This window comes from Micromonospora sp. 050-3 (genome assembly GCF_046549335.1).
GTDB lineage: Bacteria > Actinomycetota > Actinomycetes > Mycobacteriales > Micromonosporaceae > Micromonospora > Micromonospora trifolii.
Window position 1 is genome coordinate 2,394,932 of sequence record NZ_JAJPVX010000002.1, and the last position, 25,787, is coordinate 2,420,718.

The 25,787-nt window shown below is 72.1% G+C and carries 24 protein-coding genes; 10 read left to right on the forward strand and 14 right to left on the reverse strand.

Going from position 1 to position 25,787, the window contains the following annotated elements:
* Positions 1–92 precede the first annotated feature (92 nt).
* Positions 93–998, forward strand: coding sequence for a DUF72 domain-containing protein (locus ACLJOK_RS26080; RefSeq protein WP_410821215.1), 906 nt, complete (start codon positions 93–95; stop codon positions 996–998).
* A gap of 36 nt (positions 999–1,034) precedes the next feature.
* On the opposite strand, the gene ACLJOK_RS26085 is transcribed toward ACLJOK_RS26080, so the two are convergent.
* Positions 1,035–1,406 carry a hypothetical protein gene (locus ACLJOK_RS26085; RefSeq protein WP_238669319.1) on the reverse strand — a complete coding sequence of 124 codons (372 nt, stop codon included), beginning with the start codon at positions 1,404–1,406 and terminating at the stop codon, positions 1,035–1,037.
* 198 nt (positions 1,407–1,604) lie between these two features.
* Complete coding sequence (locus ACLJOK_RS26090; RefSeq protein ID WP_410821216.1) at positions 1,605–2,222, reverse strand: hypothetical protein; 618 nt, start codon at positions 2,220–2,222, stop codon at positions 1,605–1,607.
* 197 nt (positions 2,223–2,419) lie between these two features.
* On the opposite strand from ACLJOK_RS26090, the gene ACLJOK_RS26095 reads away from it, so the two are divergent.
* Positions 2,420–2,590, forward strand: coding sequence for a hypothetical protein (locus ACLJOK_RS26095; protein WP_238659120.1), 171 nt, complete (start codon positions 2,420–2,422; stop codon positions 2,588–2,590).
* A gap of 19 nt (positions 2,591–2,609) precedes the next feature.
* On the opposite strand, the gene ACLJOK_RS26100 is transcribed toward ACLJOK_RS26095, so the two are convergent.
* The 3 genes from ACLJOK_RS26100 to ACLJOK_RS26110 form a co-directional block, all read right to left on the reverse strand.
* Positions 2,610–3,473, reverse strand: coding sequence for an alpha/beta fold hydrolase (locus ACLJOK_RS26100; RefSeq protein WP_410821217.1), 864 nt, complete (start codon positions 3,471–3,473; stop codon positions 2,610–2,612).
* 142 nt (positions 3,474–3,615) lie between these two features.
* Positions 3,616–4,872 (reverse strand): hypothetical protein, encoded by a 1,257-nt coding sequence (locus tag ACLJOK_RS26105; RefSeq protein ID WP_410821218.1) that lies wholly within the window; start codon positions 4,870–4,872, stop codon positions 3,616–3,618.
* Positions 4,873–5,070: 198 nt separating this feature from the next.
* The gene (locus ACLJOK_RS26110; RefSeq protein WP_410821219.1) at positions 5,071–5,769 is read right to left on the reverse strand and encodes a hypothetical protein; all 699 of its coding nucleotides are present in this window, start codon (positions 5,767–5,769) and stop codon (positions 5,071–5,073) included.
* Positions 5,770–6,046: 277 nt separating this feature from the next.
* On the opposite strand from ACLJOK_RS26110, the gene ACLJOK_RS26115 reads away from it, so the two are divergent.
* The 3 genes from ACLJOK_RS26115 to ACLJOK_RS26125 all read left to right on the forward strand — a co-directional run bounded on the left by ACLJOK_RS26115 (position 6,047) and on the right by ACLJOK_RS26125 (position 11,335).
* Positions 6,047–8,104 (forward strand): type IIA DNA topoisomerase subunit B, encoded by a 2,058-nt coding sequence (locus ACLJOK_RS26115; protein ID WP_410821220.1) that lies wholly within the window; start codon positions 6,047–6,049, stop codon positions 8,102–8,104.
* A 32-nt stretch (positions 8,105–8,136) separates the two neighbouring features.
* Positions 8,137–10,620 carry a DNA topoisomerase (ATP-hydrolyzing) subunit A gene (locus tag ACLJOK_RS26120; RefSeq protein WP_410821221.1) on the forward strand — a complete coding sequence of 828 codons (2,484 nt, stop codon included), beginning with the start codon at positions 8,137–8,139 and terminating at the stop codon, positions 10,618–10,620.
* A gap of 196 nt (positions 10,621–10,816) precedes the next feature.
* Positions 10,817–11,335 (forward strand): TrmH family RNA methyltransferase, encoded by a 519-nt coding sequence (locus ACLJOK_RS26125; RefSeq protein ID WP_410821222.1) that lies wholly within the window; start codon positions 10,817–10,819, stop codon positions 11,333–11,335.
* A gap of 112 nt (positions 11,336–11,447) precedes the next feature.
* Here the strand turns inward: ACLJOK_RS26125 and ACLJOK_RS26130 are convergent, their stop codons facing one another.
* From ACLJOK_RS26130 to pseB, 7 genes are all read right to left on the reverse strand, one after another.
* Positions 11,448–12,083 carry an alpha-ketoglutarate-dependent dioxygenase AlkB gene (locus ACLJOK_RS26130; protein WP_410821223.1) on the reverse strand — a complete coding sequence of 212 codons (636 nt, stop codon included), beginning with the start codon at positions 12,081–12,083 and terminating at the stop codon, positions 11,448–11,450.
* Between the two features lie 159 nt (positions 12,084–12,242).
* Entirely contained in the window at positions 12,243–13,373 is a 1,131-nt protein-coding gene (locus ACLJOK_RS26135) for a PseG/SpsG family protein (RefSeq protein ID WP_410821593.1), read from the reverse strand.
* Positions 13,370–14,131: a cytidylyltransferase domain-containing protein gene (locus ACLJOK_RS26140; RefSeq protein WP_410821224.1), complete on the reverse strand. Its 762-nt coding sequence runs from the start codon at positions 14,129–14,131 to the stop codon at positions 13,370–13,372. Before ACLJOK_RS26140 ends, ACLJOK_RS26135 begins: the two co-directional genes overlap by 4 nt.
* Entirely contained in the window at positions 14,128–15,954 is a 1,827-nt protein-coding gene (locus ACLJOK_RS26145) for a class I SAM-dependent methyltransferase (protein ID WP_410821225.1), read from the reverse strand. Before ACLJOK_RS26145 ends, ACLJOK_RS26140 begins: the two co-directional genes overlap by 4 nt.
* Positions 15,944–16,792: a hypothetical protein gene (locus ACLJOK_RS26150; RefSeq protein ID WP_410821226.1), complete on the reverse strand. Its 849-nt coding sequence runs from the start codon at positions 16,790–16,792 to the stop codon at positions 15,944–15,946. Before ACLJOK_RS26150 ends, ACLJOK_RS26145 begins: the two co-directional genes overlap by 11 nt.
* A gap of 10 nt (positions 16,793–16,802) precedes the next feature.
* On the reverse strand, positions 16,803–17,960 hold the full coding sequence (locus tag ACLJOK_RS26155) for a DegT/DnrJ/EryC1/StrS family aminotransferase (protein WP_410821227.1): 1,158 nt from the start codon (positions 17,958–17,960) through the stop codon (positions 16,803–16,805).
* Positions 17,957–18,940 (reverse strand): UDP-N-acetylglucosamine 4,6-dehydratase (inverting), encoded by a 984-nt coding sequence (gene pseB, locus ACLJOK_RS26160; protein WP_210816822.1) that lies wholly within the window; start codon positions 18,938–18,940, stop codon positions 17,957–17,959. Before pseB ends, ACLJOK_RS26155 begins: the two co-directional genes overlap by 4 nt.
* Before the next feature lie 364 nt (positions 18,941–19,304).
* On the opposite strand from pseB, the gene ACLJOK_RS26165 reads away from it, so the two are divergent.
* A complete protein-coding gene (locus tag ACLJOK_RS26165) occupies positions 19,305–21,041 on the forward strand; it encodes an ArnT family glycosyltransferase (protein ID WP_410821228.1) in 1,737 nt (578 codons plus the stop codon).
* Positions 21,042–21,143: 102 nt separating this feature from the next.
* On the opposite strand, the gene ACLJOK_RS26170 is transcribed toward ACLJOK_RS26165, so the two are convergent.
* On the reverse strand, positions 21,144–21,653 hold the full coding sequence (locus tag ACLJOK_RS26170; protein WP_410821229.1) for a GNAT family N-acetyltransferase: 510 nt from the start codon (positions 21,651–21,653) through the stop codon (positions 21,144–21,146).
* A gap of 100 nt (positions 21,654–21,753) precedes the next feature.
* On the opposite strand from ACLJOK_RS26170, the gene ACLJOK_RS26175 reads away from it, so the two are divergent.
* Genes ACLJOK_RS26175 through ACLJOK_RS26190 form a run of 4 tightly spaced genes read left to right on the forward strand, consistent with a single transcriptional unit; the run spans position 21,754 to position 24,538 of the window.
* Entirely contained in the window at positions 21,754–22,005 is a 252-nt protein-coding gene (locus tag ACLJOK_RS26175) for an acyl carrier protein (protein ID WP_091401397.1), read from the forward strand.
* The gene (locus ACLJOK_RS26180) at positions 22,002–23,279 is read left to right on the forward strand and encodes an AMP-binding protein (RefSeq protein ID WP_410821230.1); all 1,278 of its coding nucleotides are present in this window, start codon (positions 22,002–22,004) and stop codon (positions 23,277–23,279) included. The genes ACLJOK_RS26175 and ACLJOK_RS26180 overlap by 4 nt, the downstream gene beginning before the upstream one ends.
* Positions 23,272–24,027 carry an SDR family NAD(P)-dependent oxidoreductase gene (locus ACLJOK_RS26185; RefSeq protein ID WP_328650048.1) on the forward strand — a complete coding sequence of 252 codons (756 nt, stop codon included), beginning with the start codon at positions 23,272–23,274 and terminating at the stop codon, positions 24,025–24,027. Before ACLJOK_RS26180 ends, ACLJOK_RS26185 begins: the two co-directional genes overlap by 8 nt.
* Positions 24,011–24,538 carry a hypothetical protein gene (locus ACLJOK_RS26190; protein WP_410821231.1) on the forward strand — a complete coding sequence of 176 codons (528 nt, stop codon included), beginning with the start codon at positions 24,011–24,013 and terminating at the stop codon, positions 24,536–24,538. The genes ACLJOK_RS26185 and ACLJOK_RS26190 overlap by 17 nt, the downstream gene beginning before the upstream one ends.
* Before the next feature lie 161 nt (positions 24,539–24,699).
* Here the strand turns inward: ACLJOK_RS26190 and pseI are convergent, their stop codons facing one another.
* Positions 24,700–25,752 carry a pseudaminic acid synthase gene (gene pseI / locus ACLJOK_RS26195; RefSeq protein ID WP_410821232.1) on the reverse strand — a complete coding sequence of 351 codons (1,053 nt, stop codon included), beginning with the start codon at positions 25,750–25,752 and terminating at the stop codon, positions 24,700–24,702.
* Positions 25,753–25,787: the final 35 nt, after the last annotated feature.

The following is a 25,787-nucleotide window of genomic DNA, read 5'->3' on the forward strand; positions in this document are numbered from 1 at the left end:
CGAGGCACCGACACTTTCCGGGCACGACACCTCCTCGACCCAAGACCCGCCAGCGGTTGCCGATCCGCGCCGGTGGCGGTCCACTGAATGACATGGGTGTGATTAAGGTCGGCACATCGTCCTGGGCGGACCAGTCCCTGCTGCGCTCCGGGTGGTACCCACGCTCGGCCAGCACGCCGGCCCGTCGACTGGGCTTCTACGCCAGCCGGTTCCCGATGGTCGAGGTGGACACGTCCTACTACGCCATCCCGGTGCCCGAGACGACCCAGGGCTGGGTGGACGCCACACCTGACGACTTCACCTTCGACATCAAGGCGTTCAGCCTCTTCACCGGTCACCCGACACCGGTCGCCGTGCTGCCCCGGGACCTGCGACCGGCCAGCGGCCCGACCCGGATCCGCCGCCGTGACCTGCCGGAGCCGGCGTACGACGAGCTGTGGGCCCGGTTCCGTGCTGCCCTCGACCCGATCGCGGCGGCCGGCAAGCTCGGTGTGGTGATGTTGCAGTTCCCGCCGTGGCTGGTGCGCAGCCCCGCGGCCGAACGCCGGATCGTCGAGCTGGCGCAGCGCTGCCGGCCGTGGCGGGTCGCTGTGGAGCTGCGGCACGCCTCCTGGTTGGACGACGACGCCGCGGCGGACACCCTGGACCTGCTACGCGCCCACGACCTGTCAGTGGTCTGCGTCGACATGCCACAGGGGCACCCGTCGTCGGTGCCGCCGATCCTGACCGTGACGGCGGAGCCGGCGATCGTCCGGTTCCACGGTCACAGCGACGCCTGGGGTGAGGGCGACAAGCAGGAGAAGTTCCGGTACGCGTACGCCGAGGACGAGCTGCGGCAGTGGGCCGGGCTGCTGGCCGAGTTCGCCGATCTCTCCGACGAGCTGCACGTGCTGTTCAACAACTGCTGCGCCGGGCAGGCCCAGCGCGACGCGACCCGGCTGGCGCAACTGCTCGCCGAGACGATGGTCGTCGAGCAGGCCGTCCCGGCGACCGGCTGACCGTCGCACGGGCCGCCCGGCCGGGCGCCGGCCCGGTCAGGACCGCCGTCCCCGGCTGCGCAGGGCGTCCTGGGTCGACTCGCCGATGTCGGCGTCGTCGGGGAAGCTCCGGCCGCTGGGGGCGGGATCGGGTGGGGCACCCGGTCCGGCCATCGTCGTACGGGTCGGCTCGACCGAGCCGAAGCCGTGTCGTCCCGCCGGGTCGGACCGGCCCGCCGGGGCACCCGCGCGTCGCTCTCCGCGCCGTCCCTCGGGCACCGCGGTCTCCTCGCTGCCCTCGTCCATCGGTGAGTCGTCGCCAGTGCCCCAGGGCGCGTCGGCGTCGAAACCGTCGCCGGTGCCCCACGGCTTTGTCGCTTCCGGCTCCAGCCGGTCGTTGTCACCGCTGCGTCCCTTGTGTGCCGTCATGGCCACCCCGCTCGTCGGTCCGCCGTTAGCGGCGGACGATGTGCCCTCCTCGGGCCGGGACTGCCCGCCCGAGCGCGGCGCACGACATGTCGCCGGCACGCCGCCCGCGCGCGGGCTCCGTCGTCGCTCCGGTGCCCGCGCAGGGCCGGCCAGCGCCCCGCCGTCGAGGTGGCGGCGGGACGCCGGTCGGCCTGACGTTCAGCGTCCGGCCATCGCCATCGGCCGCTTGCCGTTGCTCATTCCCGCCATCTTGATCATGCTCTTCATTCCGCCGCCTCGGCCGAGCATCCCGCGGAACACCTGGCCGGGCTTCTGCTGCTCACCCATGTACGCGGTGACCACCACCAGGGTCCCGGTCAGCGCCGGAATGGCCCACTGGAGCAGCTTCATCTGCCGCTGCGACGAGGCCACGCTGGACGGCGTCTGATGGTTCGGCTCGGTGGCCCCGCTTACCGACGGACCGCCGGCCTTCTCCAGCCGCATGCCGATCAACCGGCTGTAGCCGGTGACCGCCAGCGCGCCGATGGTCAACGCGGTCTTGATGGCGCTGGCCCGGCCCACGCCGGACTGGGCCGCCACCCGTGGGCTCTCGGTCACCAACTCGCCGACGGCGCCGGCCAGGTGGGCGCCGATCGCGGCCGCGTTGACCGGTGTCCACTTGGACCATCCGGCCGAGGCGACCGGGAGTCGCTGGGTCGAGTCGCTGATTTTCGCAGCTGCGCCGTTGACGCCGAAGGCACCCATGAGGGAGCCGCCAAACCAGGCCGCCAGGCCCAGATCGTGCATCGAGCGCAGTGCGGTATGCCGTTCGGACATGTGATCCCCTTCCGCCGTGTCGGGCGGTGCGGCTTACCCGCCGGTCGGGCAGCTAACCCCGCCCCGGGCGGGCCGATCCGCGCCGTGGCGGGCCGCTACCGGACATCCGTGGCGTCGGCGGGTCGACCTGCCCCGAGCAGGAGTCGTTGGCCCGGTGGCGGGTAGATCCCGAGCGACGCCGACGAGAGGGGAACGCGATGTCGCAGCCGGACGAGAGCCGGGAGAAGACCCCCAAAACAGACGCGGTGCTCATGCACCCCGACAACGACCCACACCGGAACACCTCCGAGGTCGCGCCCCGCAAGGAGCACGCCGAGATCCAGGTGGAGCGGGACGGTGAACTGGTGCCACTGGACCAGGACGAGTGAGCTGACCGGCCGGTACGGCTCAGCGGGGCGGCAGGTCGCCGACGAAACCGGCGATCCGCCGCGCCAGCGGAACGCTGGCGCGGACCCAGGTGAAGTGGTCCAACGTCGTACCGGCCTGCGCCACTGTGTACCGCTCCCGGGTCACCGGCGCGTCGGCGAGCTTCGCGCAGAGGTGGTCCATGGTCTCGTGCGGGGTGAACTGGTCGTCGTCCACACTGACGGCCAGCACCGGGGTCCGCACCGCGCGGACCGCGGCCTCGGTGTCCGTACCGTCGAGCCGGGGGAATCGGCCGGTCCGTGCGGTGTGGGCCCAGTCGCGGATCACGCCGCGCGCCTGCCGACCGCCGAAGCCCCAGCCTGGCCAGACCCCGAGCAGCGCCGCAGTGGCGGCGATCCCCTGGGTGTAGGGCAGTACGCCGAGGCCGCGCCGGCCCGGGTAGCTCCGCCAGTACGGGATGCCGACCGCTACCAGCGCCAACCCGTCCACCTCGTCGCCTCCGTGCAGGGCGAGGTGCAGCAGCGCGGCCTGCCCGCCGAGCGAGTGCCCGAGGAGCAGTCGGGTGCGTCCGTCCAGTCGCGGCTTGAGGGCGGCCAGGACGGCGCCGACGTCGTCGGCCAGGTCGGCGTAACCGTGCCGGTCCGCCCGACTCGGCGCGGGCGTGCTCGCCCCGGTGCCGCGCAGGTCGGCCACGACCACTGCCAGCCCGGCGGCGCGCAGCGCGGCGGCGAAGGGCCGGTAGTACCGGGCCCGGACCCCCATCGCGGGCCAGATCACGACCACCGGCGCGCCCGGCGCTCCGGCCGGCTCCGGATAGACCTGCACACCCAGCCGGCCACCGTCGACCTCGACGAACTCCTGCGCGTACTCCGGATCCCCGTTCACCGGCCCAGCCTACGACCAGACGTTACCGGCGGGTAGCAGCAGGCTGTCGGGTCGACGACGGCGCTGTGCGGACGTGCCGCACGCTCGACGGACGCGACGAAGGGCCCCGCCGGATGGCGGAGCCCTTCGAAGGACGCTGCGGTCAGGAGACCGAGATCGCCCCGTTGCTGGCCCGCACGCAGGCCACCGCACGGGCGCTGGTGGAGGCCGCGCCGCTCAGGCACTGGCCGAGCACCTGGTGCCCGGTGGCGTTCGGGTGCCACGACTCCTGGCAGGTCTGGAAGTAGGTGACGCAGGTGTTGGCGATCCGCTGAATGGCGATCTTGTCCTTGCCGGCGAGGCTGGTGACGAAGGTGCCGCTCGCGCCGTCCTGAAGCCGGATCGGAGTGGCCAGCGCGCCGCTCGGGCTGCTGGTCTGCTCGCAGAGCCGGGCACCGTTGAAGGCCTGCTGCACGTTCAGGTACACCAGGTCGTCGGCGGGGAACTCGGCGGCCAGAGTGTCCCGGGTGGACTTCACGATGCTGCCCAGACCCTGGGAGAAGCGGTGCCCCGGCGCCAGGCTGGCCCGGTGGATCGGGCAACCGGCCGCGTACCGCTCGGCACCGAGGTCACGGAACTTGTCCCGGGTGTCGTCCCGGCTGTCCTCCTCGTGGAACTGCTGGTTCAGGTCCAGCGGCAGCGGGTTCGTGTAGTCCTGGAACACCACCCGGTGCTGCCCGTCCGCGTCCACCTGGTCGAGGGTGGTCAGGATCTGGCGTACGGCCGCTGTGGTCTCCGCGGTCGCGGCGCTGAGCTGCGCGGCGGTGGCCAGGTCGGCGTCGCTGCACGGCTTCTGCTCCACCGGCCCGTTCAGGTACGCCCAGAACTCCCACCAGCCGGTCCAGGCGTCGGCGATGAACCGGTTGGCGCACTTCTCCGCGACGCTGCCGAAGGTGAACGAGCTGTTGTTGGAGCCGAGGCCCACCAGCACCAGGTCGATGTCCTGGGTCTGCGCGACGGCGCGCAGCTGACTCAGCTGCGAGGCGACGGTACGACCGTTGGTCCGCGCCTGGGAGGCGTTGGCGATGTCGTGCGGCTGACCACCGGAGCAGGCCAGGTTGATCCGGTTCTGGATGCCCGGCAGGTTGGCCTGGTTGAGCGAGGCGTTCGCCGAGCGGTGGCAGAAGAACGCGTTGTTGTTCGCCGCGGTCCAACCGGGGAAGCCCTGGCTGACTCCGTTGACGTCGACGACAGGGGTGTACGCCCCGGCGCCCTCGCCACTGATGAAGCTGTCCCCGAGTGCCACCGCGGCGGTGGGCAACGCGGCGGACGCGGGTGCGGGCAGCGCGAAGGCGGTCGACAACGCGGCCATGGCGATCGTTAGTCCCGCGGCGAGCGCGGTACGCCGGAACCTGGGCATGGGGCCCCCAACCATCGAAAGATGAAAGATTCTCTGAGAGCGAGATCAGATCACCCCGGCGCGACGGGCGTCAATGGCCCGTAACAGATTCGTTCGACGAAAGACACGCGCCCGTAGGCAGGACGGGCTACCGCGTCGAGATTGGACCCGCGCTCCAGGTCGTCGACCCCGCCGACCCGCGCCCCTCGGCGCGCGGAGTCAGCTACCGGTCGGGCGGCCGCGCCGGTTCAACAGGGCCGCGCCCGCGGCGTTCAGACCGACACCCCAGATCAGGAGTACGCACAGCCACTGCACCCACCGCAGCGGTGTCATCTCTCCCGAGAGGAGGTTGCGCACGCTGCCGAACGGGGTGAGCCACGGCTGCGCCGGACGGAGCGCGTCCACGGCGCCCAGCAACGCGAACAGCCCCAGCGGCAGAATGATCGTGGCCAGGAACGCCACCACCACCGAGCGCGACAACAGGCCCAGCCCGGTGCCCACCAGGCCGGCGACGATGTGCACCAGCACACTGCCCAGCGCGACCGTCCCAGCGAACCGCCACGGCTCGCCGGCGACGTCGGCCGGGGTGAGGGCCAGCGTCGCGGCGCAGATCAGCACACCGACCACGCCGACGACCACCGCCGGCAGCCCCACCGCGAGCACGGTCGGCAGGACCGGAAGGCGGACAGGCGCCCGGCGCAGGTCGCGTACCAGCAGGATGCCGAAAAGAGGCGTCACGACCGACGTCAGGCCCTGGACCGTGCTCGAGAGCTCGGCGAAGGTCCGGTCGGCGGGATCCGCCGCCGCGACCAGCGCCACGGCGGCCAGCAGCCCCGCCACCAGGGTGCCCACCAGCAACCACCGCCGGGCCGGCGTACCGAGGGAGCGCCGCAGCGCGTCGCGAATCGTCCCGTCCACCTCGACCGCCTCCTGATCCCCTCGACCCGGACCGGCGCGCACCCCGCGCTCAACCGGCCGCGATCACGGGTGAGCGTACCGGTGGCGGTGTCTCTGCGTGGTCCCACGATCACCCGCAGCCTGTTCGTTGGCTCACGTCCGGCGGGCCGCGCGCGGCGGGTCGCGTAGGTCCTCCGGTAGTTGTCCTAGCCTCGGGCTAGGCTCGCTGCGGCGCGCCACGCCGGCTGATGTCGCCGGTGACCGGCAGCACACCGCCGAGACCGGGGAGTACGACCAGTTGACCGCAGAGCCTGACACCCTGTACGGGGCCGATGACCTCACCCACCTTGAGGGGCTGGACGCTGTCCGCAAGCGGCCCGGCATGTACATCGGTTCCACCGACAGCCGTGGCGTGGGTCACCTCGTCAACGAGATCCTCGACAACTCCACCGACGAGGGTGTCGCCGGTCACGCCAGCCACGTCGAGGTGATCCTGCACGCCGACGGCTCAGTGCAGGTCGACGACGACGGCCGGGGCATTCCCACCGACGTGCACGCCAAGTCCGGCATCTCCGGCGTCGAGCTGGTGCTGACCCGGCTGCACGCCGGCGGCAAGTTCGGCGGCTCCGGCTACAAGACCTCCGGCGGTCTGCACGGCGTCGGCGCGTCGGCGGTCAACGCGCTGTCCCACCGCTTCGACGTGACCGTCCGCCGGGCCGGCAAGATCCACGCGATGTCCTTCCGGCACGGCGTCCCCGGCATCTTCGACGGCGACGGGCCGGACGCCCCCTTCACCGCCGGCCCCGGACTCCAGGTCACCGGCGCCATGAAGCGCGGCCAACGCACCGGCACCTCGATCCGCTGGTGGCACGACGCCCGCTACTTCGAGACCGGGGCGGCGCTCGACGTCGACGCCGTCCGGATGAAGCTGCGCAACACCGCGTTCCTGGTCCCCGGCGTGACCTACCTGCTCCGCGACCTGACCGGTGAGACGCCCGCCGAGGAGCGGTTCCACTACCCCAACGGGCTCAGCGACATGGTGGAGTTCCTCGCCCCGGCCGGCGACCGGCCGGTCTCCGGCACCCTGCTGGTCAACGGCGAGGGCACCTACCGGGAGAACGCCGCCGACGCCAACGGCGTCATGCAGTCCAACGTGCAGCGGCGCGCCGAGGTCGAGGTGGCGTTCCGGTGGGGCACCGGTTACGAGCGCACCGTCGAGTGCTTCACCAACACCATCCGCAACGCGCACGGCGGCACCCACCGCAAGGGCTTCGAGCGAGCCCTCGTCCGCGCGCTCGCCGACGCGATCCGCAACACCCGCGGTCTGCTCAAGGCCAAGGAGGAGCCGCCCACACTGGACGACGTCCTGGAGGGGATGACAGCTGTGGTGCACGTGCGGATCCCCGAGCCGCAGTTCACCTCGCAGACCAAGGACGAGCTCTCCACCACCGGCATCACCAAGGTTCTCCAGTCCCTGGTCGACGCGCACATCAAGGCCTGGCTGGAGGATCGGCGCACCAAGGCCGAGGCGCGCACCGTCCTGCAGAAGATCGTCGACGCCGCCCGGGTGCGACTCACCCAGAAGCAACAGAAGGACGCCGCCCGGCGCAAGACCGCCCTGGAGGGCGCGTCCATGCCGCCGAAGCTGGTCGACTGCCGGGCCACCGGAATCGACCGCAGCGAGCTGTTCATCGTCGAGGGCGACAGCGCCCTGGGGACGAGCCGGATGGCCCGTTCCTCGGAATACCAGGCGTTGCTGCCGATCCGCGGCAAGATCCTCAACGTGCAGAAGGCCAACCTCCAGCAGGTTCTGGACAATGCCGAGTGCGCGGCCATCGTGCAGGTCCTCGGCGCCGGCTCGGGGCGCACCTTCGACCTCACCGCGCTGCGCTACGGCCGCGTGCTGATCATGGCCGACGCCGACGTGGACGGCGCCCACATCCGTACGCTGCTGATCACGCTGTTCGCCCGGTACATGCGGCCGCTGATCGAGGCTGGTCGGCTCTACGCCGCGATGCCGCCCCTGCACAAGATCACCACCAAGGGGCGCAGCCCGCAGACCGTCTACACCTACACCCAGGCCGAGATGGAGACGACGGTCCGCAAGCTGGAGAAGTCCGGCAAGCAGATCGTCACGCCCATCCCACGGTTCAAGGGTCTCGGTGAGATGGACGCCGACGAGTTGTGGGACACCACGATGAACCCGGCCACCCGCGCCGTCCGCCGGATCACCCTCGACGACGTCGACGCCGCCGAACGCATCCTCGAACTGCTGATGGGCGAGAAGGTCGAGCCGCGTCGCAACTGGCTCATCGACTCCGCCGACCGCGTCGACAGGGATGCGATCGACGCATGAGCGCCCGTTCCGTTCCAGTGGAGAGCTGAGTCATGGCACGCCGTAAGGAAAACAAGGTCGACCTCTCCTCGTTCGACCAGGCCGGCGCGCGGGTCTTCGACAACCCGCTGGTCACTGAGGTCTCCGACTCCTACCTGGAGTACGCGTTCTCGGTCATCCACTCCCGCGCCCTGCCCGATGCTCGCGACGGCCTCAAGCCCGTGCACCGGCGCATCCTCTGGTCGATGTACGAGCAGGGCTACCGCCCCGAGCGTGGGCACGTGAAGTCTGCCCGAATTGTCGGGGATACAATGGGAAAGTACCATCCGCACGGCGATACGGCGATCTATGACGCCATGGTCCGCCTCGCGCAGGACTTCTCCCTCAACGTGCCGCTCATCGATGGGCATGGAAATTTTGGGTCCCCAGACGACGGCCCGGCCGCCTCGCGTTACACCGAAGCGCGAATGTCCCGTGAGGCCATGCTGCTCGTCGGTGAGCTGGGCGAGGACACCGTCGATGTCGAGCCCAACTACGACGGGTCGCTGACCCAGCCGACGGTGCTGCCGGCGGCCTTCCCCAACCTGCTGGTCAACGGCGCGTCCGGGATCGCGGTCGGGATGGCCACCAACATGATCCCGCACAACCTGGCGGAGGTCGTCTCCGCGGCCCGTTGGCTGATCAACCACCCGGACGCCACTCTGGACAAACTCATGGAGTTCGTTCCCGGCCCCGACCTGCCCACCGGTGGGGTGCTGCTCGGCCTGGACGAGGTGCGCCGGGCGTACGAGACCGGGCGTGGTGTGGTGCGGATGCGCGGCAAGGTGGAGATCGGCCCGATCGAGGGCAGCCGGGGCCGTCAGGCGATCACAGTGGTCGAGCTGCCCTACGGCGTCGGTGCGGAGAAGGTCATCGCCGCGATCACCAACGAGGTCACCAAGACCAAGCGGCTGACCGGCATCGCCGACGTCAAGGACCTCACCGACCGGGAGAGCGGCACTCGGCTCGTCGTCGAGTGCAAGGTCGGGGTCAACCCGCAGGCGCTGCTCGCCGACCTCTACCGGCTGACCCCGCTGGAGCAGTCGTTTGGCGTCAACAACCTGGTCCTGGTCGACGGGCAGCCGCGCACGCTGGGCCTCAAGGCGCTGCTGGAGGTCTTCCTGGCCCACCGGTACGAGGTGGTCACCCGGCGCACCTCGTACCGTCGGCGCAAGCGTCAGGAGCGGCTGCACCTGGTCGACGGTCTGCTGATCGCGCTGCTGGACATCGACGAGGTGGTCCGGCTGATCCGGGGCAGCGACGACGCGCAGGCCGCGAAGGACGGGCTGATGAGCCGGTTCGGTCTCTCCGACATCCAGGCCACGTACATCCTGGACACTCCGTTGCGCCGGTTGACCAAGTTCGACCGGATCGAGCTGGAGGCCGAGCAGGAGCGGCTGCGCGCCGAGATCGCCGAGCTGAGCAAGATCCTCGACGACGAGCGGGTGCTCAAGAAGGTGGTCTCCGACGAGCTGGCCGCCGTGGTCAAGCAGTTCAGCACCGAACGTCGTACGACGCTTGTCGACGGTGACCTGAAGGAGGTGCTGGCCGCGTCCGCGCCGGCCGGTCCGCTGGAGGTCGCCGACGACCCGTGCCAGGTGATCCTCTCCGCGACCGGGCTGGTCGCCCGGACCGCGGCCGAGTCGGAGGAGAGCTCCGAGGGGCGCCGACGCAACGGCCGGGTCAAGCACGACACGGTACGCGCCATCGCGCACTCCACCGCCCGTGGTCGTGTGCTGCTGTTGACCAGCGCCGGCCGGGCGTTCAAGGTCGACGTCCTGCCGCTGCCGGTGCTGCCCGAGCAGGCGGGCACGGTGTCACTCCGGGGCGGTATGTCCGCGGCCGAGCTGGTGCCGTTGGCGGCGGGGGAGACCGTCGTCGGCCTGGCCCCGCTCGGCGGGCAGGCGGAGGGCTCACCGGGGCTGGCGTTGGGCACCCGGCAGGGCGCGGTGAAGATCTGCTCGCCGGAGTGGCCCGTGCGCTCCGACGAGTTCGAGGTGATCGGTCTGCGCGACGGTGACGAGGTGGTCGGGGCGACCTGGCTGACCGACGGCACCGAGACGCTGACCTTCGTCACCTCGGAGGCGTCGCTGTTGCGCTTCCCCGCCGGGTTGGTCCGGCCGCAGGGCCTCAAGGGCGGCGGTATGGCCGGCATCAACCTGCCGGCCGGGGCGCGCGTCGCGTTCTTCGGTGCTGTGCGCACCGACGACCCGGGGCATGGCGAGCCGATGGTGGTCACCTCCACCGGCGCGACGGTCAAGGTGACGCCGTTCAAGGCGTACCCGGCGAAGGGCCGGGCGACCGGCGGCGTGCGCGCGCACCGCTTCCTCAAGGGTGAGACGGACGTGGCCGTCGCCTGGGTGGGCCCGCGACCGGTCGGTGCGACCGCCACCGGCGACCCTGTGGAGCTGCCCACGGCGGACCCGCGCCGCGACGGCAGCGGCTTCGCGGTGATGCTCGGCCCAACGGTGGTGGGCCACCTGATCGAGCGCGACTGACCCATCCCGCGTTGTCGCGCCCGGCGCGCGCGGCCCGAAGATCGTGCTCGAACCAGGTTCGAGCACGATCTTGGGCAGTGGGGGCGTCCGTCAGCGCGGTATGGTGGGGTCCTCTGTTGTCGGTGAGGGTCTGGGTGCGCCGCTAAGCACCCCTCAACATGATGTCAACTCTGTCCGGCGGAGTCGCCGGCGCGGCGTGAGCGCCGCCATCCGGGTCCGGCCCAGGCGTGAGCTGCGCGCCGCCCGCCGTCCCCGGCCACACCGCTGCTGGGGTCACCTGATCGCCGCGCCACTCTGGCCAATGCACGGCGCGAATTTGGGCACCCTGTTACGTACGTGCGACGCGGTCGGCGCCTGCCTGGCCGTCCCCCCGTTCCGTTGGGTGGACGAGGCAGTGGCCCGGGGCAACACGCTGCGCCGGCCGGGCTGTGTCCACCGAGTCGGCAGTCCGCTGAGCTGGCTGGCCGCCGAACGGGCCGCCGGCACCCGGGTCCTCGGGGTGGAACTGGCCGACGAGGCCGTCCGGCTCGGTGATCTGCCCGCCGCGCGGGGCCGCACCGTGGTGCTGCTGGGGCACGAGGCGACCGGCATCCCGCCCGAGGCGCTCGACCAACTGGACGCGGCGGTGGAGATCCCCATGGTCGGCCACGGCCACAGCCTGAACGTCGCGGTAGCCGGCTCCCTGGTCCTCTACAAGTTAGCCGGCCTCCTCTAGCCCGGCGCTCGCGCCGATCTTGCATTTCCTGACCCGACAATGCATGGCGAAAGTGGCATATAGGCGTCCGAAGGTGCAAGATCGGCGCGGTGAGGGGCGGGGCGGGTTTGGGTTAGGCGACGTTGTGGGGGCGGAACTGGACGCTTACCCGAGGGCCCACGGGGCGGGTGGTCTTGGGGATGGCGTGTTCCCAGGTGCGTTGGCAGGAGCCGCCCATCACGATCAGGTCGCCGTGGCCCACCGGGAAGCGCAGGCTCTCGCCGCCGCCGCGTGGACGCAGCAGCAGCGGTCGAGGTGATCCGAAGGAAACGATCGCGACGATCGTGTCGGTGTGCGCCGAGCGGCCGATGGTGTCGCCGTGCCAGGCCACGCTGTCGCGCCCGGACCGGTAGAGGCACATGCCGGCGGTGACGAAGGGTTCGCCCAGCTCGGGCGCGTAGTAGGCGGTCAGGGCGGCCCGCGCGGCGGTGAGGACGGGGTGGGGGAGCTGCCGCGCGCCGTCGTACCAGCTGAGCAGGCGGGGCACGTCGACCTCGGCGTCATACATGGTGCGCCGTTCGGCACGCCAGGGCACCTCGGTGAGCAGGGTGTCGAGGACGGTGTCGGAGCCGCGCACCCAGCCGGGGAGGTGGTCGACCCAGGCACCCCGGCTGAGCTGGTGCCGGCGGATCTGGCCGGGCAGCGGCCCCAGGGTCGGCCCGGCGTCGGCCAGGTCGAGCATCGACGGCTGGTAGGCGGCCTGCGTCATAGGGCCACCCTAGCAGCACTTTCGTACACCCGTGCTAGCGGCGAACGGTGCCGGCCCGCTGCCACTCGGCAAGATCGTGCTCGATCCAGGTTGCAGTGGCCTGCCGCGCGGTGCGAGGGGACTGTTTCCAGGATCGAGCGTGACCGTGGCCTGCTGTGGTCAGCCGGGGACGGCGGCGGCGCGTACGGCGTCGAACACCGCGTCCACCACCCGGGCCCGGCCCTGCCCGTCGACTGTGGACCAGGCGCGCGCGGCGAGCGTCGCGCGCCGTTGCGGCGAACTGAGCAGCCCGTGCAGGGTTCGCGCCGCCGCCGCGCGGGCGGCCCGTCCGGCGACGCCGCCGGCGGTCAGCTCGGGCAGTTCGCCGAGGCCGGCGGCCAGGCCGTGCCGCACCACCCGGGTGTACGACTCACGTTGGTTGTCGACGACGCAGACCAGTGCGCTGGGTGCGCCGAGGCAGCAGAGTTCCCAGGTGGACGTGCCGGCGGCGCTGACCACCAGATCCGCCTCGGCGATCAGTGCCGGCAGCGAGGTGGTGGGCGGAACCGGTCGGATGATCTGCCCCCGGCCGGGGGTGACGTCCTCGACTTCCGCCTCGATCTCGGGTCGTCCGACGATGACCGTGAGGTCCATCGGGTGACCGGTGGCCACCAGCACCCGGGTCAGGACCGGGGCCGCGCCGACCGCGTCGGTGCCGCCGAAGAAGGCCAGCACCCGGGGGCGGCTGACCGCCGTGGCGGGCGGGGCGACCGGCGGCCGGGCGCTGGTCACGGTGTCGCGCAGCAGGGCGTACCCGCTCCCGGCGAGCAGCCGGCCGGGCAGTTCCGCCCCGGCATCCGGCCCCGGCAGCGCCGCTGGGGACCCCAGCCCGGGCAGTTCCGCCGCGGCATCCGGCCCGGCCAGCTCCGCTCCGAAGTTCTGGTCGAGGTAGAGGTCCGCGACCTGGCCTCGGCTGTCGCCGTCGATGATGGCGAGGGTGTAGACGCCGGCGGCGCGCAGGGCGCCGGCCCCGGCCGGGTCCAACTCGTAGGAGTCGAGGACCATGACGTCCAGGTCGTGTCGGCGGGCTGCCTCGACCAGTTCGGCCGCCGAGTCCGGGCCGGGCAGCAGCGGGATGCCCCGCGCGGCCAGCTCCGCGGTGGCCCAGTCGAGCCGTTCGACGGTGCCGAACACTGTGACGTCGGCGCCCCGGGCGAGGAACTCCTCGGCGAGCGCCAGGCAGCGGACGAGGTGGCCGACGCCGCGCCGTGGCCCGGCGTCGCAGCGCAACCCGACCCTCAGGGTGCTCAGGACTCCTCCAGGTGCTTCTGTCGTACGTCGGCGTTGAGCGCGCGCAGCCGGGGCTGACCGTCGAGCCAGTCGGCGAGCTTGGCCAGCGGCACGCTGACGTCACCGAAGTGGTCGATGATCGCGCTGACCAGCGCCCAGTCCTGCTCGGTGTCGAGGGTGAGCCGCAGCGCGGAGCGGTCCGGGGTGAGCGTCACCCCGAGCACCCGGAACAGTTCCGGATGGGTGTACGCGTACGAGGTGACGTGTACCCGGTGGTGGTCGGTGGCGAGCCGGCCCAGGGTGCGCAGCGTCTCCGCTCGGATGATCTCGACGTCCAGCCCTCGGGGCAGGGTCCGGGCGATCGACGTGCTGGCGTAGTCCAGCCCGGGGACGGCCCGGTACACCGACGCGACCAGGGTGATGATCTCCGGGTCGAGCAGGGGGCAGTCGGCGGTGAACCGCATGACGGCGTCCCCGGGGTGCGCCGCGAGGGCGCCCACAAATCGGTCCAGCACGTCGTCGACCGGCCCACGGTGGCACGGCACGTCGAGCCGCGCGCACTCGGTGGCCACCGCGTCGTCGACCGCGTCGGTGCTGGTGGCAACCACCAGGTCGGCCAGGACGCCGCTGTCCCGGGCGGCGCGTACGACCCGGCCCAGCACGGACCGTCCGGCGAGCGGGCGGAGCACCTTGCCGGGCAGCCGGGACGAACCCATGCGCGCCTGCACGATTCCGACGATCCGTGGCCCGGCGGCGTCCGTGGCGATTTCGGCGGTCACTGCTGCTCCTCCTGCTTGGGGGAGAGCACCGCGGTGGCCCGGCGTTTGGCGGCGCGGGCACCCCGCTTGGCCAGCCGGGCCGGGGTGATGGCGAGCCGGCCCACCCGGTAGCTGAGCGATCCGCTGAGCAGGCTGATCGTCGTCTCGGCCCGGCGTAGGGCCCGTTCCCGCGAGGTGAGCAACTCCTCGGTCCACGCGGTCAGCGCGGTCAACCGGGTGAGTTCCTCGCGCTGGCGCAGCCACGCCTCGCGGAGCTGCTGGTAGCTGTGCCCGCCGACCGGCGGGTCGGTCGGCGCGACGGCGTGCAGCTCCGTGGCGAGGCCGACCCTTCCGCCGGCGTCCAGCCCGTGCAGCGCGGCGGCGATGGCCGCCTCGACCTCCACCGCCTCGCTGACTGTCGCGCGGTCGAGGTCGTGGCCAGCGAGTCCGCCGAGCACCACGGTCAAGCCCGCGACGTCGAGAGTGGACGACCACGGGTGGGCGTACCCGCCGGTGAGCAGGCCCGCGGCGAAGCGCCACAGCCCGCGAGCGAGGACCACGTCGCCGGGCAGCGCGGCGGTGGCCCGCCAACTGGGGTCGAGCACCGCGTACCGCTCGCCGTCGACCACCACGTTGTCGGTGCCGGCCAGGGCCGCCGCGCCGGCGATACGGCCGTCGGTGTCGGCCTGGTCGGTGAGCCAACCCGCGTATCCGCGCAGCAGCGCGCGCAGGGTGGCCAGGTCGCGGCGCAGGGCCGCGTCGAGCAGCAGGGTACGCAGCAGCCGGCCGGACGGAACCGGGCCGGACAGCGCGTCCGCGTCTCGGTACGCGGCCTCGCGGCTGGCGAACGGCGCGACGGCCGACGTCGTCGTGTCGGTGGCCGGGATGAGCCCCCAGCGCCAACCGGAGGGGCCGTGCAGCACCTCCAACACGCCGATCCCGGGGCGACCGGTCTGCACGAGGGCCACCGGCAGGTCCCGGTCGACTGTCGGTGTGGTCGGGTCCGTGGGGTCGGCGGGCCGGTGGGCGAGGGTCAGCCAGCCCGGTGCGAGGTCGGCGGCGCGCCCGGCGTGCAGCGCGTCCACCGCGAGCCGGGCCGGGTCCTGGAGCACTGTGGCGCTGGTGAAACCCCCGGCGCAGGCGCCGTGCAGCACCGCGTCGAACAGGCCGGAGCCCGCGTCCCGGTCGAGGTGGTCGGCATCCAGCAGCGCCGTCGGGGTGCTGACATCGGGGTACGCGGCCCAGCACGCGGCCGGCCACAGCCCCGCCGCGGTGAGGCGCTCGCGCAGCTGGTCCCGGTTGGCGGGGTGGGCCCGGTCCAGGACGCCGCCGATCACCCAGGCGGAGTCGTCGCGGCGGGCGTACCAGGGGGTGGTGTCGACCAGCCGGTGCAGGCCCAGCGGGTTGTCCAGGCGCAGCAGCAACGCGCCACCCGGTCGCACCGCGGCGACGAGTCGTGCCAGCACACCGTCCCAGCCGAGCCGGGTGCCCTCCACCGACTCCACCGGGTCCAGCCCGGCGGCCGCGATCACCACGTCGTACGTCTCGTCCTCGGGCAGCCCGGCCGGGCCACCCACCACCACGCGGGCGGCCCGGTGCGCCAGCGCCACCGCGTCCGGGTGGCTGCGCAGCAGGCAGGTGACCTCGGCGTGGGTGAGCTGGTCGAGCAGCGCTGGGTCGTGTGGACCGGCCACCAGGACCCGGGCGCCGGGCGGCACCAACCGGGCGGCCAGCGCGGCGAGCGGTCCACCGTTGGCCAGCCGTTCCTGCGGCAGGTCCGACCAGGCCAGCATCTCGCCGCCCGGCAGGGTGATCCGGTCGGCGGGTGCCGTCTCAGTCGTCACTGTCTTCCTCTTCCTCCTGGAGGTTCGCCCAACCGAGCAGCTCGCGGAGCTCGGCCGGCGTGCAGCGGTGGTCGGTGCCCAGCTCGGCGCGGGCGATCTCGACAGCGGTGGACAGGTCGACAGCGGTGCCGTGCAGCTGCGGCCACTGGCGTCGGATCCGAGCGGTGCCGCCGAAGGTCGGGTCCTCGTTGGACAGGATCATCGGGTCGCCGTAGACCGCCGGCTCGCACCCCGCCGCGATGCCGTAGAAGATCGCGCTGGTCAGCCGGTTGGATGCTACCCGGCGGTGACGGCGCAGCTCGGTGAGCTGTCGGTCGAGGAACTCCGGATCGGTGTCCTTCCACCAGTGCCCGCGGTAGCCGTGACAGATCACCCGGAACCCGGCGCGCTCGTAGAGCCGGCGCACGTTGCGCATCCGGTACTCGTGCCAGTAGAGGCAGACAGTGACCGGGCCGGGTTCGGTGTGCTGGATGAGAGCGATCAGTTTGCGGTGGTCGCCCTTGACGTGTTGGCCCTCCCAGCCGTGGAACGGGTACCAGATGGTGCCCTCCCGCTCCTCGGCCGGTGGTTCCTCGGGCCGCATGGCCAGCAGGTAGCTGAACGGCGCGCCGATGACGACCACGTTGCGTCGCCCCACCGACCAGGCCCGGCGGCGGGTCTGCTCCGACCAGAGCAGGCTGGGGGTGCGGTCGGCGTACGGGTGGCCGGGGGCCAGGCCGTCGCCGATGTTCCAGCCGTGCTGCACGTACCCGTTGATCCGGGGTGGGTGCCGGTCGCCGAGGCCGGCGTACCGGGCCAGCACGTGTGCGTGGCCGTAGAAGTGGTTGGCGTGGTGCATCAGGTTCCCATCAGGCGGCGGGACGCACCGAGCCGACCCGCAGCGCGGCGGTCAGCGCGTCGATGACGCGGTCCTGGTCGGCGTCACTGAGCCCCGGGTAGAGCGGCAGCGACAGCTGCTGGGAGTAGAACGACTCGGCCACCGGGCAGGATCCGCGCCGGTAACCCAGGTCGGCGAAGGCCGGGTGCCAGTGCACCGGGATGTAGTTGACCTGGACGCCGATGCCGGCAGCTCGCATCCGGTCGTACACCTCGCGGCGACGCCCGTCGAGCACCCGGATCGGGTAGAGGTGCCAGGCCGGGTCGGCCCACGACCTGCGGTTCGGCAGCAGTACGCCGTCCAGGTCGGCCAGCGCCTCGTCGTATCGGGCGACCAGGGCGCTGCGGCGGGCGGTGAACTCGCCGAGTCGACGCAGTTGGCTGCGGCCCAGGGCGCAGAGCACGTCCGGCAGCCGGTAGTTCAGCCCGAACTCGTGCACCTCCTGGTGCCAGCCACCCTCGTCCGGGAAACGCAGGTCGTCGCGTTCGCGGACCACGCCGACGCCACGGAACCGGCGGGCCCGCTTCAGGATCTCCGGGTCCAGCGCCGCGACGGCGCCGCCCTCGGCGGTGGTCAGGTTCTTCGTGGGGAAGAACGAGAACGTGGTCAGGTCGGCGAGCGAACCGACCGGCCGACCGTGGTAGGTCCCGCCGATCGAGTGTGCCGCGTCGGCGAGCAGCAGCGCGTCGCTGCCCTCGACGGACTTGCGCAGCGCGTCGTAGTCGGCGGGGTGCCCGGCGTAGTCGACAGCGGCGACGACCTTCGTCCGCGAGGTGACCGCGGCGGCGGCCGCCGCCGGGTCGAGGCAGAACGTCTCGTCGTCGACGTCGGCGAACACGATCTTCGCGCCGAGGGCGACCGCGCTGCTGGCGGTCGCCACGAACGTCATCGGCGGGACGACCACCTCGTCACCCGGACCCACCCCGGCCGCCGCGTACGCCACGTGCAGCGCCGCGGTGCCGTTGGAGACGGCGGCGACACCGACCCCGCCGGTCCACCGGGCGAGGTCGGCCTCGAAGGCGTCGACCTGCGGACCGGTGGTGAGCCAGTCGCCGCGCAGCACGGCGGCGACGGCGGCGACGTCGTCCTCGCTGATCGACTGCCGGCCGTACGGGAGCATCCCCGTCATCCGTTGATGCCGAGCATGTCGCGCAACTGCTCGACGGTGAGCCACTCGTCGTTGGTGTCCGACTGGTAGGCGAAGCCGTCCGGCACCGGGTCGCAGTCGACCGGGGCCTGGTAGCCCCAGGTGGCGATGGTCGGCTGGACGATGAACCGGCCGTCGGCGCGCAGCGTCCGCCGGCTGTCGTCGGGCGCGATCATCTCCTCGTGCAGCTTCTCGCCCGGCCGGATCCCGATCTCGTGGGTGGTGGCGTCCGGGGCCACGGCCTCGACCAGGTCGAGGATGCGCATGCTCGGGATACGCGGCACGAACAGCTCGCCGCCCTGCATCTGGTCGAACGAGTCCATGACGAACTGCACGGCCTGGTCCAGGGTGATCCAGAAGCGGGTCATCCGCTTGTCGGTGATCGGCAGGCTCTTGCCCTCGGCGGCCAGCCGGCGGAACAGCGGGACGACCGAGCCGCGGCTGCCCACCACGTTGCCGTAGCGCACCACCGAGAACCGGGTGGGGTGCTGGGCAGCGTAGTGGTTGGCCGAGACGAACAACTTGTCGCCGACCAGCTTCGTCGCGCCGTACAGGTTGATCGGGCTGGACGCCTTGTCGGTCGAGAGCGCGATGACCTTCTTGACGCCGGCCTCGATCGCCGCGTCAACGACGTGCTGCGAGCCGGTGATGTTGGTGGCGATGTACTCCGAGGGGTTGTACTCCGCGGTGTCCACCTGCTTCAACGCGGCGGCGTGCACCACGTGGTCGACGCCGTGCATGGCCCGGGTGAGGCGGTGCCGGTCCCGGATGTCGCCGATGAACCAGCGCAGCCGCGGGTCGTCGCCGAGTTGCTGGCGCAGCTCGTACTGCTTGAGCTCGTCACGGGAGAACACCACCACGCGGGCGGGGTCGGCCTCGTTGAGGATGTGCCGGAGGAACGTCCTGCCGAAGGAACCAGTTCCCCCGGTGATCAGAATGGACGATCCATTCAACTCACTCAATGTGGTGCTCCCGTGTTCGTGGATGAACGAGCGGCCCTCGGCCGGCCGACCGGGGTGACACGCTAGCCATGGCGGGTTAACTCCTCGGCGCTCGCGGGTGAACCACAACCTCTGCTCCCGTGAATGCCGAACACCGCGTAGGCGAACACTTCAGACCGCCCTGGATGTGGGCTGACCTGGCCGGATCGGGCCGTTACAGTGACCGCGCGAACGACCCGTCGGCCCGGCGCGCAGCCGGGTCCACCGTTCACCCGACATCCACCCCGGCTCGGTGCGAGCGGGCCACCCCAGGCGTCACCGACGTCGGCCGGTGGGCCGTCGGATCAGCGCGGGCCCGGTCCGGCCGGCAATTCTGGAGGCGTTCATGGCACCCGATAGTGACGTGATCGAACGGCCGGTGGTGGTGGCCGAGACGCCGAACGGCCCGCCCGCCCGGCGTTGGCTCGTGCCGCTGCTGCTGGTCGTCGGTTGGGTGCTCAGCGTGGCCTGGCGGATGTGGTGGTCCCGGCACGTCGTGCTGCCGATCGCGCATACCGACGAGGACAGCTACCTGAACACCGCCCGCGCGCTGGCCGGCGGCCCGGGGGGCTTCAGCAGCGAGAACGACCTGCTGCGCCGGGTCGGCTACCCGATGCTGATCTCGCCGGCGTTCCTCGGGGACCGGGACTTCACCGACAGCTACCGGATCGTCCAGCTGATCAACGCGATGGTGAACTCGACGCTGCTGCCGCTGGCGTACCTGTTCGGTCGCCGTCTGTTCCAGCTGCGCCGCTCGTACGCGTTGCTCGGCGCGGTCGCGGCGGCGACCCTGCCGGCCACTGCCTTCTACGCGGGCGTCGCCATGATCGACGCGGTGATGGCGCCGCTCGTGGTCGCCTGGCTGCTCGCCGTGCACCGCTGGATCACCCGGCCCGGCCCGCTCGCCGCCGCCACCGTGGGGCTGCTGGTCGGCGGGTTCCACCTGCTGCACTCCCGCGGCCTGGTGATCGTGGCCGTGCACGCCGGGCTGGTCCTGCTGCTGTTCGTCCGCCGCCGGATCAGCCCGCCCGCGGTGCTCGCGGCGCTGCTGCCGGTGCTCGCCATGGCGCTCGTCAACGAGGCCGCCATCCGCTACCTCGGCGGCAAGGTCTACCTGCTCGGCAGCACCCCCGGCGGCAGCATGCTCGAGGCGATCGCCTCGGCCCAGGGCGTGGCCCGGGTGAGTGCCGCGGTCACCACCCAGCTCTGGTACCTCGTGGTGATCACGTTCGGAATGGCGGGGGTGGCCTGGGCCGGCGCCGTGCGCGAGCTGTGGCGCCCACGGCACGGAGACGCCGCCCGCTGGACGTTGGGCGTGGCGCTGGTGGTGACCGTCGGAGTGGCCGGCGGCGCGTCGGTGATCCTGTCCGGCATCACCGGCAAGCCGCTGGACGCGATCTACGGCCGCTACGTGCAGATGCTGGCGCCGTTCTGGCTGCTGGTCGGGCTGGGAGTGTTGTTCACCGCCGGGTGGCGGGTGGTGCTGCGCCGGGCGGCGGTCGCGGTGGCGCTGCTGGTCGGTGGCGGCGCGGTGGTCGCCGCCCGACTCGCGTACGTGGCCAGCCAGGGCCACCATCTGCGCTACGGCGGTTTCAGCGCGCCGGACCTGGTGGCGTTGACAGGGGGCTGGCGGGAGCTGCGACCGGTGGTCGGGTCGCTGGTCGGCATCGCCGGCTGCGTGCTGCTCGTCGCCACGGTCCGGGTGCCCCGCCTGCGGCTACCGATCCTCGGCGCCCTCGTGGTGGTCAACCTCGTCACGATGCAGGTGATCGACCAGCGGATCGTGCAACCGACCGCCGCGAGCACCGCGCCGACGCCCCGGGTGGCCGACGTCGGCGTACGCCCCGGCGAGCGGGTGTGGGCGTCGACCGGCGTGCACTACGTCCTCCGGTTCAACCTCAGCCACCAGGTGACCTGGACCGACGTCCGGTGGTTCGGCGACAAGCAGCCGCCGGCCGTGGCGCAGGTCGTGTTCGCCCGCTGGGCGCCCGGGCAGGCCGACGACTGGGACGGCACGGCGTACGGCTTCGTCCGACTCGGCGGCAACCCGGAGCAGCACTGGGCCGCCTGGCGGCGCGCCTGATCCACCGCGGCCCGGTGGACACCGCTATTCGTGAACGGCGGATGTCCACCAGGAGCACTGTTGGTTAATGGTTCCCGGCCATTGCGGAAAAGGGTCCGACAATCAGCGCTGGCGGCGGTCCGCCCGAGCCAGGGAAATCGGGATGACGGTGATTTCCCGGCCGTCGGACAGCTCCTGTCGCGGGGTGCCTTCGACGAATCGGAAACGTCGGTTCATCTGTCGTACGACGGTATTGTGGCCGAGTACCTCGCCGTCGAGTCGGTCCAGGTGCAGCCCGTCGAAGGCGTACTCGACGGCCTCCCGCATGACCCCCAGCCAGGCCGGCAGTGTCTCGCCCCGCTCGTCCAGCCCGTCGGCGTCGAGATAGAAGCCCCACGCGCCGGTGCGGGGGCCGTCCAAACGCAGGTCGAAGAAGGTGACCACCCCGCAGGGTCGGTCGTCGCGGACGTACACCAGCACCCGCCGGGACGGGTCGTCGCGGACCGCCGACCACCACCGGGCGTGCTCCTCGACGGTGATCTCGTGACTGGTCTTGCTGACCTGTCGATTGGTTTCCTGATTACGCCAGGACAACATCAGATGAACGTCGTCCGTCGTCGCTTCGCGCAGCACGTGCGTCTCGCTTTCCTAGCCGTTCACGTCGGGTTCCGGCACCTTACCCGGGCCTACCGGGAAATCAGATATGCATTCGTTGGGTTGTAGACTGCGGCGCATGAACGAATTGAGTCGCGCGCAGATCCGCGACCTCATGGCTCAGGTGCTGAAGAACCAGGACAAGGAGCTGCCCGCGGACGACGCGGCGCAGTTGCGGGAGATCGGCTTCCGGTCGCTCGACTTCTCCGAGCTGGCCCTGCGGGTGGAGGACGAGACGGGGGAGGAGCTCAACTTCGACGCCCCCGGGCTGCGTCGCATCGCCACCGTCGGGGACGTCCTCGACTTCCTCGTCGAGCTTCAACACCAGTGACCGTCGCGACGTCGCGCCACCCCACCCCCGCTGACCCGGAGCCGGCCGGTGTCGACAACCGGCTCGTCGTCGGTGGCGCCGCGCTGACCTGGCGTTCGCTGCCGACGCCCACCCTGCCCGACCCGGCGGCGGTGCTCGCCCACTCGGCAGTGCACGCGCTCACCGCGGCCCGGCAGCACGCCGTACGCGGCACCGAGCTGCTGCTCAGCACCGAGAGTCGGGTCGACACGGTGATGCGCGCCGAGCTGCTGGAAGCCGGGTTCACCGTCAGCGTCCTCGACGACGACGGCGTGCAGCCGAGCGCACCGGCCCGGCCGCGAGCCGCCGAGCCGGGCCGGCTCTGGCTGCTGACCTCGGGCTCCACCGGCCGTCCGAAGCGGGTTGGGCACACCCTCGACACGTTGACCACGGTGCGGGCCGACCAACCCGACCGGACCTGGCTCTGCCCGTACGCCCCGGGCACGTACGCCTGGTGGCAGGTCGTCACCCTGTCGCTGACCCAGCCCGGGCAGCACCTGGTGGTGGTCGAGCCCGACGAGTTGGACGACTGGCCCACTGTCGCGGCCGCCCACGGGGTGGACGCGGCCTCCGGCACCCCGACCTTCTGGCGCCGCACCCTCTACCGCGACGCCGAAGCGCTGGCCCGGGTGCCGCTGCGCCAGATCACCCTCGGCGGCGAGCCGGTGGACCAGGCGATCCTGGACCAGCTGCGGGAGGTCTTCCCGACGGCCCGGATCTCCTGGATCTACGCGTCCTCCGAGGTGGGGGCGTCCATTGTGGTCCACGACGGGCGGGCCGGTTTCCCGGTCGACTGGCTGGACCGGGAAACCCCGGGCCGGCCGACGCTCTCCGCCCGCGACGACGAGCTGGTGGTCACCTCCCCGTACCACGGGGCCGGTCTCGCCGGCCCGATCCGTACCGGGGATCGGGTGCAGGTGCTCGACGGCCGGGTGCTGATCACCGGCCGGCTGGACTCCGACGAGATCAACGTCGGTGGCAGCAAGGTTTCCGCCGGTGTGGTTCGCGGTGTGCTCGCCGGTCATCCGGCGGTGGCCTGGGCCCGGGTGACCGGCCGCCGCGCCCCGGTGCTCGGGCGGATGGTGGTCGCCGAGGTGGTCCTCGCCGCCGACCCGTCCGCCGCCGACACCGGTGTGCCGGACGAGGCCACGCTGGTCCGCTGGTGCGCCGACCGGCTTCCCGAGCACGCGGTGCCGCGCCGCATTCGCGTCCTGACCGACATTCCCGTCAAGGAGACCCTGAAGAGCGATGTCTGAGCCCGCCGACACCCAGCTCGTCCCGCCCAGCTCCGTGGTCCTCGTCTCCGGCGGTTCCCGTGGCCTGGGCCTGGCCATCGTCACCGACCTGCTCGACGCGGGCGTACGCGTGGCCGCGTTCGCCCGCACCATCACCCCGGAGTTGGAGAAGCTCGCCGCCGAGCACCCCGACCGGGTGCACGTCGGCTCGGTGGACGTCACCGACCTGCGCGCCGCGCAGAGCTTCGTCCGCGAGGTGGAGCAGCGCCTCGGCCCGATCGACGGCATCGTCAACAACGCCGCCATGGGACAGGACTCCCTGCACGCGCACACCGCCACCGACGACATCGCCCGGATCATCGAGACCAACCTGACGGCCCCGCTCCAGCTGACCCGGCTGGTGATCCGCCGGATGCTCGCCAAGGGGCTGCGCGGGCGGATCGTCAACATCACCTCGATCTGCGGGCAGCGCGGTTTCCCCGGCCTCGTCGCGTACTCGGCCACCAAGGGCGGCATGGACGCCGCCACCCGCTCGCTCGCCCGCGAACTGGGCGGCCGGATGCTGGTCAACTCGGTCGCGCCCGGCTTCTTCGCCTCGGAGATGTCCGCAGTACTCGGCCCGACCCAGCTCGACCAGATCGTGCGCCGCACCCCGACCGGTCACCTGACCGAGCCGGTGGAGGTGACCCCGGTCGTGCGGATGCTGCTGCGGGAGCACACCAACATCAACGGCCAGGTCATAGTGGTGGACGGTGCCGCCGCCATCTGACCTGCTGCCGGGTTCCCTCCCGGTGCGACCAGCGCGGCGGGCCGGCCCCACCGGGCGGGCCCCGTCGTCGGGAGTGGGCGACGCCGCTGTGCCGCGTCCGGTGCCGGGGCTGCTCGCCGCCGCCGAGCGGCATCTGCGCATCGGGTCGCCGGCCGCGATGGCCGACGCGGTGACCCGCAGTCACCTCGACGATGGACGGTGCGTCGGCTGGTACGGCCCGCCGGCGCCCGGCTGGCGGGTGGCCATCGACGCGGAGCGCGCCGACGCCCCGGTGCCCCCGGCGCTGGCCCGCCGGTTCGGCGCGGGTGACTTCTGGGCCCGGTGGACCCGGGCAGAGTGCTTCTGCAAGCTGGCCGACGTGCCGATCGCGACCTGGTGGCGGAGTCACGGCCTGGGTACGCCGGCCGACGGCTCGACGCTCTGGCGAACCCTGCGCACGGCTGACCTGGTGGTCACCGTCGGCTTCGCCCCCAACGGTCGAGGTTCCGCTGCCAACGGCCGACCCCGGTAGACCCAACCCCCACCAACCCCCACCCCGCCGCACCCGTCGATCATGGAGTTGTGGTGCCTAACAAAGCAGGCACCGGGGGTCCAAACGCCCACCACAAGTCCATGATCGACACGGGCAGTCGGGCGGGGCGGGGCGCGGCGGGGCGGGGCGGGGCGGGGCGGTTAGATCAGGTTCCAGCTCAGGGGGGTGCCGCGGGGGACGTCGGTGGCGAAGGTGCGGCCCAGGACCCGATCGATCTCCACGGGCGCCAGGCCGCCGGCCGGCCGGATCGAGCGGACGTTGCGCGCGGTCACCGGGTCACCGGCCCGGACGTCCTCGACCACGAAGAGCGACCGGCGGAACCGCAGCCCCTCCCGCTCGGCGGGGGTCGGTCCGATCGCGGTGCCACCCAGCGCCTCGTACGCGCGGCCCGACTCGGCGACCAGGGCCGTGAGCTCCGCCGGGTTCAGCGAGAAGTCCGAGTCCACACCGCCGTCGGCCCGGTCCAGCGTCACGTGCTTCTCGATGAAGCAGGCACCGAGCGCCACCGAGGCGACCGCCACCCCGATGCCAGGCGTGTGGTCGGAGAGCCCGACCGGCACGTCGAACGCGCCGGCCAGCACCGGCAACCGGCGCAGGTTGCTGTCGGCCGGCGGCGCCGGGTAGGACGCGGTGCAGGCCAGCAGGACGATGCCCGCCGCGCCGCCGTCCCGGGCGGTGCGCACGGCGGCGTCGATCTCGGCGACCGTCGCCATTCCGGTGGAGATCACCATCGGCTTGCCGGTGCTGGCCACCAGTCGGATCAGCGGCAGGTCGACCAGCTCCGACGAGGCGATCTTGTACGCTGGCGCGTCCAGCGACTCCAGCAGCTCCACGGCGGTCGCGTCGAACGGCGACGAGAAGACCGTCAGGCCACGCTCGCGGGCCCGCTCGAAGATCGGGGCGTGCCACTCGTACGGGGTGTGCGCGCGTTCGTAGAGGCGGTACAGGTTCTCCCCGCCCCACAGCTCGTGCCCGCTGGAGATCCGGAACGCCGGGGTGTCGACGTCGATGGTGATGGTGTCCGGCCGGTACGTCTGGAGCTTGAGCGCGTGCGCCCCGCTCGCGGCCACCGCGTCGACGATGGCCAGCGCCCGGTTCAGATCGCCGTTGTGGTTGCCGGACATCTCGGCGACCACTAACGGTCGCTCCCCGGCACCGACCGCGTGCGGTCCGATCTTGATTGTCGCCGTCATTCCGACCTCTGCTCAGGTACGTCCGCACCGGGGTG